This is a genomic window from Pseudomonas sp. TH43 (assembly GCF_016650635.1).
In the GTDB taxonomy this organism is placed as follows: Bacteria; Pseudomonadota; Gammaproteobacteria; order Pseudomonadales; family Pseudomonadaceae; genus Aquipseudomonas.
Map to the genome: position 1 here is coordinate 224339 of NZ_JAEKFI010000001.1, position 16117 is coordinate 240455.

Here is a 16117-nt window from a genome sequence, read left to right on the forward strand (position 1 = left end):
TTGGTTGCGGCCAACCAAAGGAGCTCTTTAACAATCGATTACTGGCTGGCGACGGTCTCCGGTTGCCAGCCACCGCCAAGGGCTTTGTAGATCGCGACAATGCCGCGATACAGATCAACTTCGGCCTGGGCCTGGCTGTCTTCGGCATTCAGACGTTCACGCTGTGCGTCGAGCAGCACGAGGAAGTCGGTAGTGCCTTCGCGGTAGCGAATCTCGGCCAGATCAGCAGCCTTGCGGCTCGATTCGCTCTGACGGATCAGCGAGATCAGACGCTGCTGACGTTTACCGTAATCACTGAAAGCGTTTTCCGACTCTTCCAGGGCCAGCAGCACTTGCTGCTCATAGGTCGCCAGCGCGCCTTCGGCGTCAGCATCGGCGCCGCGCAAACGTGCGCGCACGCTGCCCAGGTCGAACGCTGCCCACGTTATGCTCGGGCCCAGCGCCCAGGCGTTGGCCGCCGAAGAACCGATTTGCGAGCCACGCCCAGCCGTCCAGCCGAGGAAACCGCTGAGGCTGACCCGCGGGAACAGATCGGCTTTGGCTACGCCGATGCGCGCCGTGGCCGAAGCCAGTTTGCGTTCAGCACTGAGGATGTCCGGACGACGTTGCAGCAGTTCGCCCGGATCACCGATTGGCAAGGCCTTGGCAATCGCCGGCAAGTCTTTTGGACTCAGGTCGACGGTCAGTTTGTCCGGACGCTGACCCAGCAGGGTAGCGATGCGGTTTTTCTGCCGAACCTGCTCGGCCTGCAATTGCGGCACGCTGGCTTCGACCGAGGCCAGGCGTGCATCGGCACGTTCGACGTCGAGCTGATCACCGACGCCGGCGTCACGCAGGCTGATGGTGATCTTGCGTGACTCGACCTGATTGTTCAGGTTGGCCACGGCGATCTTTTCGCGCAGTTGCGCACCACGCAGTTGACCGTAAGCGTCCACCAGTTCGGCAATCATGGTGACTTGCAGTTGGTACAGATCAGCTTCGACCGCTTGCTGCTCGGCGTCGGCCGACTCCAGATTGCGCTGGATACGCCCGAACAAGTCCAGTTCCCAGGCCATGTCCAAGCCCAGGTCATAGCGTTCGCTGTTGACCCGTTTGGTGGTCTGGCCAGGGATTTGCCCCTTGGCCAGATCACTGCTGGCGCGGCTGGTGATGGTCGGCATCGCGTCGTTGCTGACGTCGTCACGAATCGCCCGGGCGGCTTTCCAGCGAGCGAACGCTACGCGCAGTTCACGGTTGCCTTGCAGCGATTGCGTGACCAACTGGTTGAGGGTCGGGTCATCGAACTGCTGCCACCAGATGCCTTCGAATTTCGAACGGTCGAAGTTCTTTTGCCCGGCGGCGCCGTCGGTGGCGGTGGTGATATTGGCCGCCTCCGTGGCTGGGGTCTTGTAGTCGGGGCCGACGGCGCAGGCGCTGAGGGCCAGTACCAGCAGACTCGGCAGGAAGACTTTCAGACTCATTGTTGCGCCTCCAATTTCAGGGCCTTGGCCGCTTTGCGCTGCTCGCCGCGTTCAACAAAGTTACGGATCAGTACGTAGAACACTGGCGTCAGCAACAGACCGAAGAAGGTCACCCCGAGCATCCCGGAGAACACCGCCACACCCATGGCGTGACGCATCTCGGCACCGGCACCGCTGGAGAACACCAGTGGCACCACACCCATGATGAACGCGAAGGAGGTCATCAGGATCGGCCGCAGACGCAGACGGCAGGCTTCCAGTACCGCAGCGAGCGGGTTGAGACCTTCTTCCTGTTTGTCCTTGGCAAACTCGACGATCAGAATCGCGTTCTTACAGGCAAGTCCCACCAGTACGATCAAACCAATCTGGGTGAAGATGTTGTTGTCACCGCCCGAGACGATCACACCGGTGATGGCCGACAGCAGGGTCATCGGTACGATCAGGATCACCGCCAGTGGCAGGCTCCAGCTTTCGTATTGAGCGGCGAGCACCAGGAACGCCAGCAGTACGCAGAGCGGGAACACGAACAGCGCGGTGTTGCCGGACAGAATCTGCTGGTAGGTCAGGTCGGTCCATTCGTAGGTCATGCCGTTCGGAAGTTCTTCCTTGAGCAGTTTCTCGATGGCTTTTTCCGCTTGGCCAGAGCTGTAGCCCGGAGCTGCGGCACCGTTGATTTCAGCAGTGATGAAGCCGTTGTAGTGCATCACGCGATCCGGCCCCGAGGTGTCGCTGACCTTGATGAAGGTCGCCAGCGGGATCATTTCGCCTTTGTTGTTACGCACTTTCAGCTGACCGATCTGATCGGATTCGAGGCGGAACTGTTGCTCGGCCTGAACGTTGACCTGATAGGTGCGGCCAAATCGGTTGAAGTCGTTGGCATACAGCGAACCCAGGTAGATCTGCAGGGTGTCGAAGATGTCGCTGACGGCGACGCCGTGGGTCTTGGCTTTTTCACGGTCGATGGCGGCATCGACCTGCGGCACGTTCACGGTGTAACTGGTGAACAGGCCAGCCAGTTCCGGGACGCTGTGACTCTTGTTGATGATGTTCATGGTTTCTTTGTACAGCTCGTCGTAGCCCAGGTTGCCCCGGTCTTCGATTTGCAGACGGAAACCACCAATGGTGCCCAGACCTTGTACCGGCGGTGGCGGGAAGATCGCCATGTACGCTTCCTGAATATTCGCGAACTGGCCGTTCAAGGCACCGGCAATCGCACCGGCGGACATGCTCGGGTCTTTACGCTCGTCGAAGGGTTTCAGGGTCACGAACACGATGCCAGCGTTCGGGCTATTGGTGAAACCGTTGATCGACAGGCCCGGGAACGCTACGGCACTTTCCACGCCTGGCTGTTTCAGGGCCAGGTCGGACATGCGCTTGATCACGTCTTCGGTGCGATCCAGGCTGGACGCGTCCGGCAATTGGGCGAAAGCCACCAGGTACTGCTTGTCCTGGCCAGGCACGAAACCGGTCGGGGTGTTGGCGAAGCCGAAGAAAGTCAGCACCATCAGGCCTGCGTACAGCAACAAAGCGATGCCGCTGCTGCGGATAACCCGGCCAACCGTGCCGACGTAGCCATGACTGGCGCGGTCGAAGAAGCGGTTGAACGGACGGAACAACCAGCCACCGAAGATCTTGTCGAGTACTTTGGAGAACCGATCTTTCGGTGCATCGTGGCTTTTCAGCAACACAGCGGCCAGTGCTGGCGACAGGGTCAGCGAGTTGAACGCCGAGATTACGGTCGAGATCGCGATGGTCAGTGCGAACTGCTTGTAGAACTGACCCGTGAGGCCGGAGATGAAGGCCGCCGGGATAAACACCGCACACAGCACCAGTGCCGTGGCAATGATCGGGCCGGTCACTTCACGCATCGCCCGTTTGGTCGCTTCGACCGGTGTCAGTCCGAGTTCGATGTTCCGTTCGACGTTCTCCACCACCACGATCGCGTCGTCGACCACGATACCGATCGCCAGTACCAGACCGAACAGCGACAGTGCGTTGAGCGAGAAGCCGAACAGGTGCATCACCGCAAACGTACCGATCAACGATACCGGCACCGCCACCAATGGAATGATCGAGGCGCGCCAGGTTTGCAGGAACAGAATCACCACCAGCACCACGAGGATCAGTGCTTCGAAGAGGGTATGAACCACCGCTTCAATCGAGCCGCGCACGAAGATCGTCGGGTCATAGACGATGCTGTAGTCCATGCCTTGCGGGAAGCCTTTTTTCAGCTCGTCCATCTTCGCCCGAACTTCGTTCGAGATATCGATGGCGTTGGAACCTGGGCGCTGAAAGATCGGGATCGCCACGGCGGGCTGGTTGTTCAACAACGACCGCAGGGCGTATTGGCTGGAACCCAGTTCGACGCGAGCGATGTCTTTGAGCCGAGTGATTTCACCGTTGTCGCCTGCGCGAATGATGATGTTCTCGAACTCTTCTTCAGTCACCAGACGGCCCTGAGTGTTGACCGACAGCTGGAAGCTCTGGGCATTCGGGGCAGGGGGGGAGCCCAATTGACCGGCCGCCACCTGACGGTTCTGCTCACGAATCGCGGTGACCACATCGGTCGCGGTCAGATTGCGCGAAGCGGTCTTGTTCGGGTCGAGCCACACGCGCAGCGAGTAGTCACCCATACCGAATAACTGCACATCACCCACACCACCCAGACGAGCCAGCTCATCCTTGATGTTGAGGATCGCGTAGTTGGACAGGTAGAGCATGTCGTAGCGCTTGTCCGGGGAGGTCAAGTGCACAACCATGGTCAGGTCGGGCGAAGCCTTGTCGACAGTGATACCGATGCGCGTCACTTCCTCGGGAAGTTTCGGCTCGGTGCGCGTCACCCGGTTTTGCACCTGCACCTGCGCATTGTCCAGGTCAGTGCCCAGGGCGAAAGTGATGGTCAGGGTGATCTTGCCGTCAGCGGTCGACTGCGAGGACATGTACAGCATGTTCTCGACGCCGGTGATGGCTTGCTCCAGGGGAGCGGCCACGGTTTCACCGATGACTTTAGGGTTGGCGCCCGGGAAGTTGGCACGTACCACCACGGTTGGCGGCACGACTTCCGGGTATTCACTGATCGGTAACTGGAACAGCGAGATCGCACCGGCGATCAGGATCAACAGCGACAGCACCGCTGCGAAGATCGGCCGTGAAATGAAGAATTGGGAAAAATTCATCGGAGTTGTCGTCCCTTAACCGCGTGGGGTCGTAGCAGCCAGCTTCACAACCGCACCGGACGCACCTTTGGCAGGGGCGATTTTGGGCAGGTTGCTGGCTTCCAGCGCTTGACGTTGTTGAGCGAGTGCCGCGATGGTTTGCTCGCTGGCCATCGGGATCACTTCAGGAGTGACCGGTGAGCCAGGACGTACCCGTTGCAGGCCCTTGACGATGATCGTGTCGTCCTTGTTCAGGCCGGTACGGACGATGCGCAGGCCTTCGATTTTCGGACCGAGTTCGACGGCGCGGTAGGTGGTTTTATTATCGCCATCCATTACCAGCACAAATTTCTTGCCGAGGTCGGTGCCGACGGCTTCGTCGTTGATCAGCATGGCGTTGTAGGTGCCGCTGCCGACCAGTTTCAGCCGTGCGTACAGACCCGGGGTGTAGGTGCCGTCGCTGTTGTCGAACACCGCGCGACCACGAATGGTGCCGGTTTTCGGATTGACCTGGTTGTCGACGAAGTTCATTTGGCCGAGGTGCGGGTTGCCGTCTTCATTGGACAGGCCCATGTACACCGGCGTCGTTGCCCCGCGCTGACCGTTGCGGGCGAGTTGGGTGTATTTGAGGAACACACGCTCGTCGGCGTCGAAGTAGGCGTAAACCTTGTCGGTGGAAACCACGCTGGTCAGGGCCGTGGTGTCGGCGGTCACCAGGTTGCCGGCGGTGATCTCGGCACGGCTGACGCGACCGCTGATTGGCGAAGTGACGCGGGTGAAGCTCAGGTTAAGTTTGGCCAGATCCAGTTGCGCTTGCAGGGCACCGACGGCGGCGCGGGCTTCTTGAGCGGCGCTGGTGCGCGAGTCGGCGAGTTCGGCGGAGATGGCGTTGCTGGCACGCAGACGCTCACCGCGTCCTGCTTCGTTTTCACTGCGAGTGGCATTGGCGCGAGATTGCGCGACCAGGGCTTCGAGGCGGCGAACCTCGGCCTGGAACGGACGCGGGTCGATCTGGAACAGCAGGTCACCTTTCTTGACCAATGCGCCTTCAGTGAAGGCGACGTCGTCGATCTGGCCGGAGACCCGTGGACGGATTTCAACGGTTTCCGGCGCTTCGAGGCGGCCGGTGAATTCGTCCCATTCGTTGACCGGTTGTTCCAGCACCTTGGCCACGCTGACTTTGGCAGCTGGTTGGGTGGCGGCAGTCTCCGGAGTCTTGCCGCAAGCGCTCATCACCAGTACGGCCAACAGGGCCAACGGGAAGCGCAAATGTTTAAGTGACTGTTCCATGGATGCATCCGCCAATGTATTGAAGATGGGCGGATGATGCTCGGCGGGGTGTGATGGCACGAATCGAATGAAGCAAAGGTAACTATCATTCGGAATGATATAAGACCAAACCGAGCCCTCTAGCATGCACCTTTCGTTAGGGTGCTATCAATATCCGTGATGAAAGTTTCATGATGTGTTGCGTGGCAAGTACCGGTGCAAATCCGGATGCCAGAAACAAAGAGACGGCCATGAAGGCCGTCTCGATCAGCTAGATGCCGATGTCTATCAGTTGATGCCTTTGCGGTTCGGACCGAAGCGGTTCGGGCCCGGCTGGCTGTCTTGCGCCAGGAACACCAGGTTGACGATTGGCAGCAACAACCACCAGCCGCTGCGATCAGTGTCGTGCATACGGCGTACGCCAACGGCCAGGCTCGGCAGGAACAGCGCCAGGCTGTACACGTTGTACAGGATGCCGCCGGTTTTCAGCAGTGCATCGAGAACACCGATAACAATGGAGATGCCCAGGTTGATCAGAAAGAACATCCAGTATTCACGGCGAGTGGCACGGCCCTGAAACACGACATAGTTCTTCAACGCTTCCACGTAAGGGTTACCCGTCGAAATAGCGGGGCCCTGTACATTGGACTGTTGGGTTGCTTGAGGCGCGCCGCATTGTGGGCAAGCCACGGCCAACGTGCTTATTTCCTTGGCGCAACCGCGGCAGAAAACCATGCTCATATTTTTTCCCTAAAATTTAATCAATCGACAGCCCTAGAAACACCAACGCAGCCATGCCCGACAAGATAACGCCGGCGATTGCGAGATTGTTTCCAGAGTTTCTTTTGTTGATGCTGATGATGCCGCAGATGAGACCGGCAACAGCGAAAACGCTCAAACCGGCGAGCGTATCCCTGTCCCATTCGGAATCATCAAACAGGCTGAGTACGCAGAGAATGCCTAAAACCAACGAAACGATGGCCAGCCACGGCGAACCGGCTACTTGAGGCGGCACGACGGCCTGTTGGCTCGCCCCGCATTGGGGGCAGGTGGGCGCCGTTTCGTGAAGTTCCTTGGCGCAAGCACGACAATAGACCATTGCCATCGTTTTCCTTAACTGAGTGCGAAATCCTCGACCATCCATCGGTCGAAGCGGCGCTAAATTAAACTTTATTACCAGATTTGTCATCCGGCACTTCGCCATTATCGTGTTTTAGGTGTAAACGCCTGTACGAATAACCGCAAAACATGGCGCATCCCTTATTGGGTGCGCCTGTTTGCACGGCGTCGGAAGTTGTATTTGAAACGGGTCATGACATTACGTGGTGCGCCATAAACGCCGTACAGACCGGATTGGGCGACTGCTGAATTCACTTCTTCGGGACTGTGGAACGCTTGACCGGTCCCTTGCTGCTCAACATGCGTCGTGCCGCGTGCACCGCGCGCTCGGAAAGTGCCTCCATGCGCGGTGACTGCAAAGCCCAGGCATGCCAATAAAGCTCAACATCGGTGAAATGCTCCGGTGCCAGATCGACCAGTTCGCGATTTTTCAACAAATCGCTGACTTGCATGTGCGGCACCATTCCATAACCGAGACCACGGCGTATGGCTTTCAGTCGCGCCTCTGGAAGGGACAGGTAGTGAGTAGGGTAGGCGTCCGCGTGCAGGCCGAAGCGCGACTGCATGAAATCGGATTGCAGGGTGTCCTTGCGTGAATAGGCAAATACCGGTGCCTTGCGCGCTGCCGTTCGGTTCAGACCCTTGGCAAACCAGCGCTGCTCAAAAGCAGGCGAGGCGACCAATTGGTAGCGCATCGACCCCAACAGTTCGGCGAAACAGCCGCGCATCGGCTCTGAGCGCGTACCGATGCAGCCGATGACCTGACCACTTTCGAGCAACGCGTAGGTGTGATCCTGATCGTCGACCACAACGTCGAGCAAAATACTCTCGTTGACGAATATGTCGGCCAGTGCAGGAAAGAACCATGTCGCCAAGGTATCGCCGTTGACCGCGATGACCACACGCAGGTGATCTTTTTCATCGGTCAGATCGTTGAGCAGTTCTTCTTCGAGCACCGTCGCGCGGCGCAGATAGAGCAGCAGTTTTCTTCCCGTCTGAGTCGGTTCGCACGGTCGTCCGCGTACAACCACTGAGCTGCCCAGACGAACTTCAAGGGCGTGGATCCGTTGCGACACCGCTGACGGCGTGACGTTAAGGCGCTCCGCTGCCTGTTCGAAACTGCCGCTGTCGACCACGGCGAGGAATGCCTGCATCTGTTTCGCATCGAGTTGCATGGCCGTGGCTCTCGTTAAGTTTTTCTAATCGAGACTGAAAGATACTTCGTTTTTCTTCACCTTGACACTGAACTCCTCAATCATTCCGTCACGGCGACAGCGCAACACGCCGCCCAGTGTCATCGAAACGGCGGATGACAGCATTGATGCGTTACTGAACCCCAAGGGTGAGCGTTATGAGGAATCAAATGTCCAGCGTCCGATACTTGCCATGAAACTCAATATGATTATTGCCGTGAGCGCTGTCGCATTGGTCGGCAACTATCTTTGGCAATCCCACGACTTGAGGCTTGGGCCTTATGAATATCAAGCGTCTACGCCTGCACCATTGTCGAACCACGCGCACTCAGGGGCTCGGCAGTTGGCCTTGAATGGCGCCAACAAGAAGTGTGCATCGTTCGGCAAGCAAATCGGTGAGTTTGATGTGCAATCGCGCCAGCCGGGCGATCCGGCGAGTGAAACGGCCAGCGTGACGTTCGTTTGCAAGTGATCGCCCTCAATGCCATCCGAGTCAGTCCAAACCTATTGCTACCTTTGATTAATCGGCGGTGAAACCATGAAGATCCTGATTGTTGTTTTATTCGCGGCACTCTTGAGTGCCTGTGTAACGTCTGTTCGTGACTGGTCCCGGCCAGGCGCAACGGCTGCTGAACTCCAGCACGATCAAGCGCAGTGCCAGTACCAGGCGAAAGCGGCGACCGCGAGTTACCACTCGACACCGGCGGCCAACGATAAAACCCACGGCATGGGCAGTGCCGTCGGTGATGGCATCGTCATTGCGGAAAAACAGGTCGACCTGACCAACGATTGCATGCGCCTCAAAGGCTACGACGGTCAGTAAGTAGCGCACGACTCTGGGCTGGATGAGTACTCCCATGCGCTCATCCAGAGTGTCGTTGCTGCGGGACAAGTGAGGATTTTTTTACGGTACAGTCGACCTCGAACCACCTGTCGTGTGATGCTTTTCGGCAATGGGTGAATCTTAAACCGACAGTTGGGCACCGATCGCCTGGGCACAAATGCAGACGATCATCGAGAGTAATACGACTTTTCAATGAGCAATCCTTCAGCAACAAGTAACGGAAATTGGTACGCGGTGATTGCCTTGGCACTCGCCGCGTTTGTGTTCAATACCACCGAGTTCGTGCCGGTAGGGCTATTAAGTGCGATCGGCAGCAGCTTCGACATGTCGACGGCACAAGTCGGCCTGATGTTGACCATCTATGCGTGGGTGGTGTCGCTGACGTCGCTGCCGATCATGCTGCTGACGCGCAACATCGAGCGACGCAAGCTGTTGATCGTGCTGTTCGGGATGTTCATCGTCAGCCACATTCTGTCGAGTCTGGCGACAAGCTTCGCCATGCTGTTGGTCAGCCGGATCGGCGTGGCGTTGTCGCATGCGCTGTTCTGGTCGATCACCGCTTCGCTGGCGGTGCGACTGGCACCACCGGGCAAGCAGGTGCAGGCCTTGGGCTTGCTGGCAACCGGTACGTCGCTGGCGATGGTGCTGGGGATTCCTCTCGGCCGACTGCTGGGCGAGGCCATGGGTTGGCGCACGACCTTCATGGTCATTGCCGGACTGGCCGCCGCGCTGGTGCTTTGCCTGACCAGGGTTCTGCCGTTGTTACCCAGCCAGAACTCGGGCTCGCTGAGGAGCCTGCCGATACTGTTCAAACGTCCCGCGCTGGTGGCGGTGTACGTCCTCACGGCGATGGTGGTGACTGCTCATTTCACCGCCTACAGCTACATCGAACCCTTCGTTGAAGTAGTGGCCGGCATGAGCGGCGATTCGGTCACCCTTATTCTGCTGTTGTTCGGCGGTGCCGGTATCGTCGGATCGCTGCTGTTCAGCGGGTTGCACCGGTTTAGCCCGCAGCGTTTTCTGATCGTCTGCGTGGTGTTGATTGCGGTGTGCCTGATGTTGCTCCTGCCACTGAATGGCAAGGTCTCGTACTTGGGCGCGCTGAGCCTGTTCTGGGGGATGGCGATCATGGGGTTCGGGTTGGCGTTGCAGTCGAAAGTGCTGGTGCTGGCGCCGGATGCTACGGATGTGGCGATGGCGATGTTTTCCGGGATCTACAACATAGGTATTGGCGGCGGCGCATTGCTTGGCAGTTGGGTCGGCGGCCAGTTCGGTTTCGCATACATCGGGATCGTTGGCGGCATGCTGGCGGCATTGGCGCTGTCGTTCTACTGCCTGTCGATCTATCGATTGAAGAGCGGCGGGGCTGCGGTTTAAGCCGCCGTTGCTCGACGGCAAATCGATTTTCAGAGACGGCTCATAGACCTGCTCATCACGTTATTGCGCATGTTGTTTTTGTCGAAGATTGAAGGCCTCAAGGTGAACCAGAGGCTGATTACCGCTCGGTAGATCGATGCTATTGTTCTTCAATAATGAGATGAATAGCGGAATCATGAGTCGCATGAACACAAATCGTGATCAATTTCCCTTGCCCGAAGACCTCAAGGTCTTTCTGACCGTCATACAAAAAAATGGCTTTGCGAGTGCGGCCCAAGCGTTGGGATTTTCCCCTGCCTACATCAGCAAGCGTATTTCCATCCTGGAGTCGACGCTGTCTACCAAGTTGCTGCACCGCACAACACGCCGTATCGCACTGACCGATGACGGCGAGCGGGTGCGGCGCTGGGCAGAAAAGTTGCTCGGGGACCTCGACGACTTTCTTGGCGAAATATCCCAGGCGCGGCATCAGCCCACGGGCGCTCTGCATATTTGCAGCAGCTTCGGTTTTGGCCGCAATCACGTTGCCCCGGCGCTGTGCAAACTGTCGCAGACCTACCCCAGACTCGACATTCGTCTCGACGTGTTCGACCGGGTCGTCGATATCGTCGGTGAAGGCTTTGATCTGGAGATACGCGTGGGCGATGACCTGCCGGGTCAGCACCTGGGGCGCAAACTGGTGAGCAATCGGCGGGTGTTGTGTGCGACGCCGGATTATCTGAAGCGCAGGGGCATGCCGCGCTCACTCGATGACCTGAAAGAGCATGATTGCCTGGTACTGAAAGAGCGCGATAACGCTTTCGGCGTGTGGACTCTGGCAAAGGATGATCAGGAAGAATCGGTGCGTGTCAGCGGCCCTTTGTCCTCTAACAATGGCGAGATCGTCCTCGAATGGGCATTGAGCGGCGGCGGGATCCTGTTGAGGTCGATGTGGGACGTCAAACCGATGCTGGAACAAGGCCGGCTGGTGCAGGTGCTTCACGAATATTCGCAGAGTGCCAACGTGTGGGCGGTCTACCCGACGCGACTCAGCCAGTCGGCAAAACTGCGGGTCTGCGTCGAGTTTCTTGAAGAGTATTTTCGCGATCTTTCTGTGGACTGAGACGGGGGCGGCAGATCGAACAACTGATCCACCGCCAATACCCTGCGTGCAGTTACAGCCAGGGATTTTCCGCCAGGTGTCGAGCTTCAAAATGGCGAATTTGTTCTGCACGTTGCAGCGTGGTGCCGATGGCATCGAGGCCGAGCAGCAGCGACTGCTTGCGCAACTGCTCGATCTCGAACGCAATCACTGAGCCGTCGGCCAGGTGGATGGTCTGCTCGGGCAAGTTGACGCTGATCGTTGCCGTTGCGGCGACGCTGACAAGCCGGGCAATCTGGCTGAACTGGGCCTCAGACAGTTGAATGGCCAGTACGCCATTGCGCTGGCAGTTGTCGTAAAAAATGCCGGCGAAACGGGTGCCGATCAGCGCCCGGATACCCACCTGCTTCAAACCCCAAACGGCGTGCTCGCGACTCGAACCGCAACCAAAATTAGGCCCGACCACCAAGAACGCCGCGTCGCTCCAGGCCGATTGGTTGAGGATGAAGGCCGGATTCGGCGCCCCTGATTCGAGGAACCTCAAATCAAAAAACAGGCCTTTGTCCAATCCCAGGCGATCAATGCCTTTGAGAAATTGTTTGGGCATGATCACATCGGTGTCGATGTTGGCCGCCAGAAATGGCGCAGCGCTGCCACTGACAGTGTCGAAAGGTTGCATGGTTCAAGCCTCCAAAACGAAAGAGCGAACGTCGGTCAAATGCCCGCTTATTGCCGCCGCGGCAACCATGGCCGGACTCATCAGGTGGGTGCGTGCCCCCGCGCCCTGACGTCCTTCGAAGTTACGATTGGTGCTGGAGGCGCAGCGATCACCCGGTGCGAGCACGTCGTCATTCATGGCCAGGCACATCGAGCAGCCGGATTGGCGCCACTCAAAACCGGCGTCGAGGAAAATCTGCGCAAGGCCTTCATCTTCCGCTTGATTGCGCACCAGGGTTGAGCCGGGCACGATCATGGCGCGAACATGCGCGGCAACACGCTTGCCACGAACCACGCGAGCGACGTCGCGCAAATCTTCAATTCGAGCGTTGGTGCATGAGCCGATGAAGGCGTGGCTGATCACCACGTCGCTCAGCGGCATGCCTGGCGTCAGCCCCATGTAGTCCAGCGCGCGCTGCATGCCTTGGCGAAGAATAAGGTCGGGCTGAGTCGCCGGGTCTGGCACATGACCGCCCACTGGCGCTGCCTGATCGGGGCTGGTGCCCCAAGTGACCATCGGCTCCAGCGCCTGAACGTCGAGTGTCACTTCGCGATCAAAAATCGCCGCGTCGTCACTGCGCAGCTCTCGCCATTTGGCCACGGCTTTTTCCCACAACTCGCCTTGCGGCGCGCGTGGCCTGTGTTGCAGGTAAGCGAAGACTTTGTCATCGGGCGCCATAAATGCGCCGCGTGCGCCGGCTTCCACCGCCATGTTGCAAATGGTCATTCGGGCTTCGACGCTGAGGGCTGCGATCGTTGGGCCAGCGAACTCTATCGCGTAGCCCGTGGCACCTGATGCGCCGATTTTTTCGATCAGCGCCATGATGATGTCCTTGGATGTCAGGCCGGCGCCGAGTATCCCGTCGACCGTCACCCGCATCGTTTTCAGGCGCTTGTATACGAGGGTCTGCGATGCCAGCAGATGCTCGATTTCAGAAGTGCCGATGCCGAAACCGAATGCGCCCAACGCACCGTACGTCGTGGTGTGACTGTCACCGGCGGCGACCACCATCCCCGGCAATATAAAACCTTGTTCGGGTGCAACCACGTGCTCGATGCCCTGGCGCTTGTCTAGCACGTCGAATAATTCGATCCCGAAGTCACGGCAGTTCTTTTCGAAATACGCAACCTGCTGTGCGCCACCGGCGTCCGGCATCGTCTTGGTTCGCACCGCAGCCGTCGGGTTGACGTGGTCGACGACCGCCAGCGTTGCACTCGGGCGCCAGACGTTGCGACCTGCTTCACGCAAACCACTGAACGCCTGCGGGCTGGTGTATTCGTTGGCGACCTGACGGTCGATGTACAGAAGCACATGGCCCTGATCATCGAGCGGGCAGACAGTGTGGCTATCGATGTGCTTCTGGTAGAGCGTTCTGGGGCTGTTCATGAAGTGGGCTCTTTCAGGGTCTTGTGCGAGATGTCTTGTGCGAGATCAGGGGTCACTGATGAACAGCATATTCATCTCGAATGCTTCATCAAGAGCAGTAAAGCGAAGGCGTTGCGCACGTATCGTGAACAATTAGATGCACTGAGCAGGTGAGCAGGGCGCAGAGCTCGAAATTCAGGGCGCCGCGCTCAAAAATACGAATGCGAATACATATCAAATGCTAGCGAGTTGCTATACCATGCGCCGCGATTTGTTGGCTCGTATGCCATCCCTTTTGGCTCTTTTCACAAGGTTTCCTAGATGCGTCGTACTCTGGTCTCTATGTGTGTGCTTCAGGCGTTTTCCGCTTCCTCTTGGGCTGAACAAGCCAGCCCTGACCAAGCCAGCCTGGAATTGCAGGCAACCGACATTGTCGGCATTGCAGACTATGAGACCGCGCTAGGGCCGGTGACCGGGTATCGAGCGACCCGTTCGGCCAGCGCAACACGCACCGACACCTCCATTCACGAAACCCCTCAGTCCATCAGCGTAGTGACCAAAGACGCCGTCGAGGACATCAGCGCAACCCGTTTGCAGGACGCCCTCGATTACGCCGGCGGGGTCGGGCGTGCCAACAACTTCGGGGGGCAGGGCCTGACCACCTTCACGGTGCGCGGCTTCACCACCGGCGAGTTTTATCGCAACGGTTTCCCGATCAATCGCGGTTACCCGAACATGCCTGACGCCAACACCATCGAACGCCTTGAAGTGCTGCGCGGTCCGGCGACCATGCTCTATGGCCGCGGAGATCCGGGCGGCACGTTCAACGTGGTTTCCAAACAGCCTCTGGCCGTACCGACTGTGACACTGGGTAGCCAACTCGATGATCAGGGGATGCAGCGCGCAACGCTGGACGCCTCCGGCCCGCTGGATGAAGAAGGGCGTCTGGCCTATCGCCTGAATGTAGTGGGAGAGGGCGGCGACACCTTCCGTGATCACGTCGAAACCGAGCGCTACGGCGTGACGCCGGTGCTGAGCTGGCAGGCCACCGACGACACCAGGATAACGTTCGAAGGTGATTTCATGCGCAACAATCACCCGCTGGACCGCGGTGTGACGCGCTATGCCAAACAAATCGGCACGGCGTCCCGTGACACCTTCTTCGGTGAAAAAGACGTCGGCAAGTTGCACAACGACAACAACATGGCGCAGTTGCGTTTTGAGCACCTGCTCAATGACAACTGGACGTTGGGTGGCGGATTCCAATGGCTGGACGGGTCGTTGCAAGGCAATGCCATCGAAGCCAATGGTATCGCCGCCGACGGACGCACCCTGGGCCGCAACTTCAACTATCGCAAGCTGGAGTGGACCGACAAGGATACCCAGCTCAACCTCACTGGCCACTTCACCCTCGGCGGTTTCGATCACACGTTGCTCACTGGCGTCGAATACGAGGATTACGACTACAAGTCGATCATCCAGCGCTCCAGCGGCGCGGTCAGTGCGTATCCGATCGATATCTTCAACCCGGTGTATGGCCAGCCGCGTCCAGCCTTGACCCGAACCCCGACCCACGACAAAGAAAACCTCAAGACCTACGCGGCGTTCGTCCAGGATCAAGTGGCCCTGACCGAGCGTTTGAAAGTCCTGGCGGGCGCACGTTTCGAGCGCTTTGAGCATGACTACGAAACGTATGTGCCAGGCAGCAAAAACTGGCAGGCCAGCGACAATGCGGTGACGCCACGCATCGGGCTGACCTACGACCTGACAGACACCGTAGCGATTTACGCCGACACCGCACGCTCGTTCAAACCCAATACCGGTGCCAGCCGCGAGGGCGGTGGGTTTGAGCCGGAAAAAGGCAAATCCTATGAACTGGGCGTCAAGTGGCAAGCGCTGGACAACCAACTGAGCGTCGATGCCGCGATCTATCAGATTGAAAAGCGCAATGTGCTCACTACCGATCCTGTCGATTCGACCTTCAGTGTCGCTGCCGGTGAAGTGCGCAGCCGTGGTTTCGACCTCAACGTTGCTGGCAACCTGACGCCGCAATGGCGCGTGATCGGCGGCTACGCCTACGTCGATGCCGAAGTGACCAAGGACAATGCCATCAAGTCCGGCACCCGTCTGATGAACATTCCGCAAAACAGCTTCAGCCTGCTCAACGTTTACGAGTTTCAGGATGGCGCACTCAGAGGATTAGGGCTTGGCACGGGGCTGAAATACGTCGATGAGCGTGCCGGACAAACGGCGAACACTGCGTTCTCGATGGGCAGCTACACCGTTGTCGACCTGCTCAGCTACTACAAGGTCAACGACAAGGTCAGGCTCAACCTTGATGTGAAAAACGTTGGCAACGCGGACTATGAGGAGGGCGCTTTCGGCAACGTCTACGCCTATCCGGGGGCGCCGCGTACGGTGCAGGTCGGTATTTCCTACACCCTGTAAAGTTGCCTGGGGTTATGGCGCGGAACAGCCATGTTCTGCGCCATATCTCCTGACGCTGCCATTTGTTCAAGCAGCGATGGGTATTGTT

At 58.4% G+C, this 16117-nt stretch carries 13 protein-coding genes; 5 read left to right on the plus strand and 8 right to left on the minus strand.

The window, feature by feature from the left end; genetic code table 11:
- Positions 1 to 38: 38 nt before the first annotated feature.
- The 6 genes from JFT81_RS00905 to JFT81_RS00930 all read right to left on the minus strand — a co-directional run bounded on the left by JFT81_RS00905 (position 39) and on the right by JFT81_RS00930 (position 8178).
- The gene (locus JFT81_RS00905; protein WP_201225572.1) at positions 39 to 1460 is read right to left on the minus strand and encodes an efflux transporter outer membrane subunit; all 1422 of its coding nucleotides are present in this window, start codon (positions 1458 to 1460) and stop codon (positions 39 to 41) included.
- A complete protein-coding gene (locus JFT81_RS00910) occupies positions 1457 to 4636 on the minus strand; it encodes an efflux RND transporter permease subunit (RefSeq protein ID WP_201225574.1) in 3180 nt (1059 codons plus the stop codon). Before JFT81_RS00910 ends, JFT81_RS00905 begins: the two co-directional genes overlap by 4 nt.
- A gap of 15 nt (positions 4637 to 4651) precedes the next feature.
- Positions 4652 to 5905: a multidrug efflux RND transporter periplasmic adaptor subunit MexE gene (gene mexE, locus JFT81_RS00915; protein ID WP_201225576.1), complete on the minus strand. Its 1254-nt coding sequence runs from the start codon at positions 5903 to 5905 to the stop codon at positions 4652 to 4654.
- A 267-nt stretch (positions 5906 to 6172) separates the two neighbouring features.
- Positions 6173 to 6625, minus strand: a complete 453-nt coding sequence (locus JFT81_RS00920; protein WP_201225578.1) for a DUF805 domain-containing protein — start codon at positions 6623 to 6625, stop codon at positions 6173 to 6175.
- Between the two features lie 16 nt (positions 6626 to 6641).
- Complete coding sequence (locus tag JFT81_RS00925; protein WP_201225580.1) at positions 6642 to 6989, minus strand: DUF4190 domain-containing protein; 348 nt, start codon at positions 6987 to 6989, stop codon at positions 6642 to 6644.
- Between the two features lie 265 nt (positions 6990 to 7254).
- Entirely contained in the window at positions 7255 to 8178 is a 924-nt protein-coding gene (locus JFT81_RS00930) for an HTH-type transcriptional regulator ArgP (RefSeq protein WP_201225582.1), read from the minus strand.
- Between the two features lie 61 nt (positions 8179 to 8239).
- On the opposite strand from JFT81_RS00930, the gene JFT81_RS00935 reads away from it, so the two are divergent.
- The 4 genes from JFT81_RS00935 to JFT81_RS00950 all read left to right on the plus strand — a co-directional run bounded on the left by JFT81_RS00935 (position 8240) and on the right by JFT81_RS00950 (position 11519).
- Positions 8240 to 8668, plus strand: coding sequence for a hypothetical protein (locus JFT81_RS00935; protein WP_201203441.1), 429 nt, complete (start codon positions 8240 to 8242; stop codon positions 8666 to 8668).
- Between the two features lie 66 nt (positions 8669 to 8734).
- Positions 8735 to 9019 carry a hypothetical protein gene (locus JFT81_RS00940; protein WP_201203446.1) on the plus strand — a complete coding sequence of 95 codons (285 nt, stop codon included), beginning with the start codon at positions 8735 to 8737 and terminating at the stop codon, positions 9017 to 9019.
- Positions 9020 to 9232: 213 nt separating this feature from the next.
- Positions 9233 to 10417, plus strand: a complete 1185-nt coding sequence (locus JFT81_RS00945; RefSeq protein WP_201225583.1) for a sugar transporter — start codon at positions 9233 to 9235, stop codon at positions 10415 to 10417.
- Between the two features lie 184 nt (positions 10418 to 10601).
- The gene (locus JFT81_RS00950) at positions 10602 to 11519 is read left to right on the plus strand and encodes a LysR substrate-binding domain-containing protein (protein WP_201225585.1); all 918 of its coding nucleotides are present in this window, start codon (positions 10602 to 10604) and stop codon (positions 11517 to 11519) included.
- A gap of 52 nt (positions 11520 to 11571) precedes the next feature.
- On the opposite strand, the gene leuD is transcribed toward JFT81_RS00950, so the two are convergent.
- Together leuD and leuC are read right to left on the minus strand one after the other, a co-directional pair.
- Positions 11572 to 12177 carry a 3-isopropylmalate dehydratase small subunit gene (leuD, locus tag JFT81_RS00955; RefSeq protein ID WP_201225587.1) on the minus strand — a complete coding sequence of 202 codons (606 nt, stop codon included), beginning with the start codon at positions 12175 to 12177 and terminating at the stop codon, positions 11572 to 11574.
- A 3-nt stretch (positions 12178 to 12180) separates the two neighbouring features.
- A complete protein-coding gene (gene leuC / locus JFT81_RS00960) occupies positions 12181 to 13602 on the minus strand; it encodes a 3-isopropylmalate dehydratase large subunit (RefSeq protein WP_201225589.1) in 1422 nt (473 codons plus the stop codon).
- A 300-nt stretch (positions 13603 to 13902) separates the two neighbouring features.
- On the opposite strand from leuC, the gene JFT81_RS00965 reads away from it, so the two are divergent.
- Positions 13903 to 16029 carry a TonB-dependent siderophore receptor gene (locus JFT81_RS00965; RefSeq protein ID WP_201225591.1) on the plus strand — a complete coding sequence of 709 codons (2127 nt, stop codon included), beginning with the start codon at positions 13903 to 13905 and terminating at the stop codon, positions 16027 to 16029.
- The last annotated feature ends 88 nt before the right edge of the window (positions 16030 to 16117 follow it).

Excerpts from the sequence above, each read along its gene's own strand:
- JFT81_RS00905 (WP_201225572.1), bottom strand. The coding sequence starts at position 1,460 with ATGAGTCTGAAAGTCTTCCTGCCGAGTCTGCTGGTACTGGCCCTCAGC.
- JFT81_RS00910 (WP_201225574.1), bottom strand. The coding sequence starts at position 4,636 with ATGAATTTTTCCCAATTCTTCATTTCACGGCCGATCTTCGCAGCGGTG.
- mexE (WP_201225576.1), bottom strand. The coding sequence starts at position 5,905 with ATGGAACAGTCACTTAAACATTTGCGCTTCCCGTTGGCCCTGTTGGCC.
- JFT81_RS00920 (WP_201225578.1), bottom strand. The coding sequence starts at position 6,625 with ATGAGCATGGTTTTCTGCCGCGGTTGCGCCAAGGAAATAAGCACGTTG.
- JFT81_RS00925 (WP_201225580.1), bottom strand. The coding sequence starts at position 6,989 with ATGGCAATGGTCTATTGTCGTGCTTGCGCCAAGGAACTTCACGAAACG.
- JFT81_RS00930 (WP_201225582.1), bottom strand. The coding sequence starts at position 8,178 with ATGCAACTCGATGCGAAACAGATGCAGGCATTCCTCGCCGTGGTCGAC.
- JFT81_RS00940 (WP_201203446.1), top strand. The coding sequence starts at position 8,735 with ATGAAGATCCTGATTGTTGTTTTATTCGCGGCACTCTTGAGTGCCTGT.
- JFT81_RS00945 (WP_201225583.1), top strand. The coding sequence starts at position 9,233 with ATGAGCAATCCTTCAGCAACAAGTAACGGAAATTGGTACGCGGTGATT.
- JFT81_RS00950 (WP_201225585.1), top strand. The coding sequence starts at position 10,602 with ATGAACACAAATCGTGATCAATTTCCCTTGCCCGAAGACCTCAAGGTC.
- leuD (WP_201225587.1), bottom strand. The coding sequence starts at position 12,177 with ATGCAACCTTTCGACACTGTCAGTGGCAGCGCTGCGCCATTTCTGGCG.
- leuC (WP_201225589.1), bottom strand. The coding sequence starts at position 13,602 with ATGAACAGCCCCAGAACGCTCTACCAGAAGCACATCGATAGCCACACT.
- JFT81_RS00965 (WP_201225591.1), top strand. The coding sequence starts at position 13,903 with ATGCGTCGTACTCTGGTCTCTATGTGTGTGCTTCAGGCGTTTTCCGCT.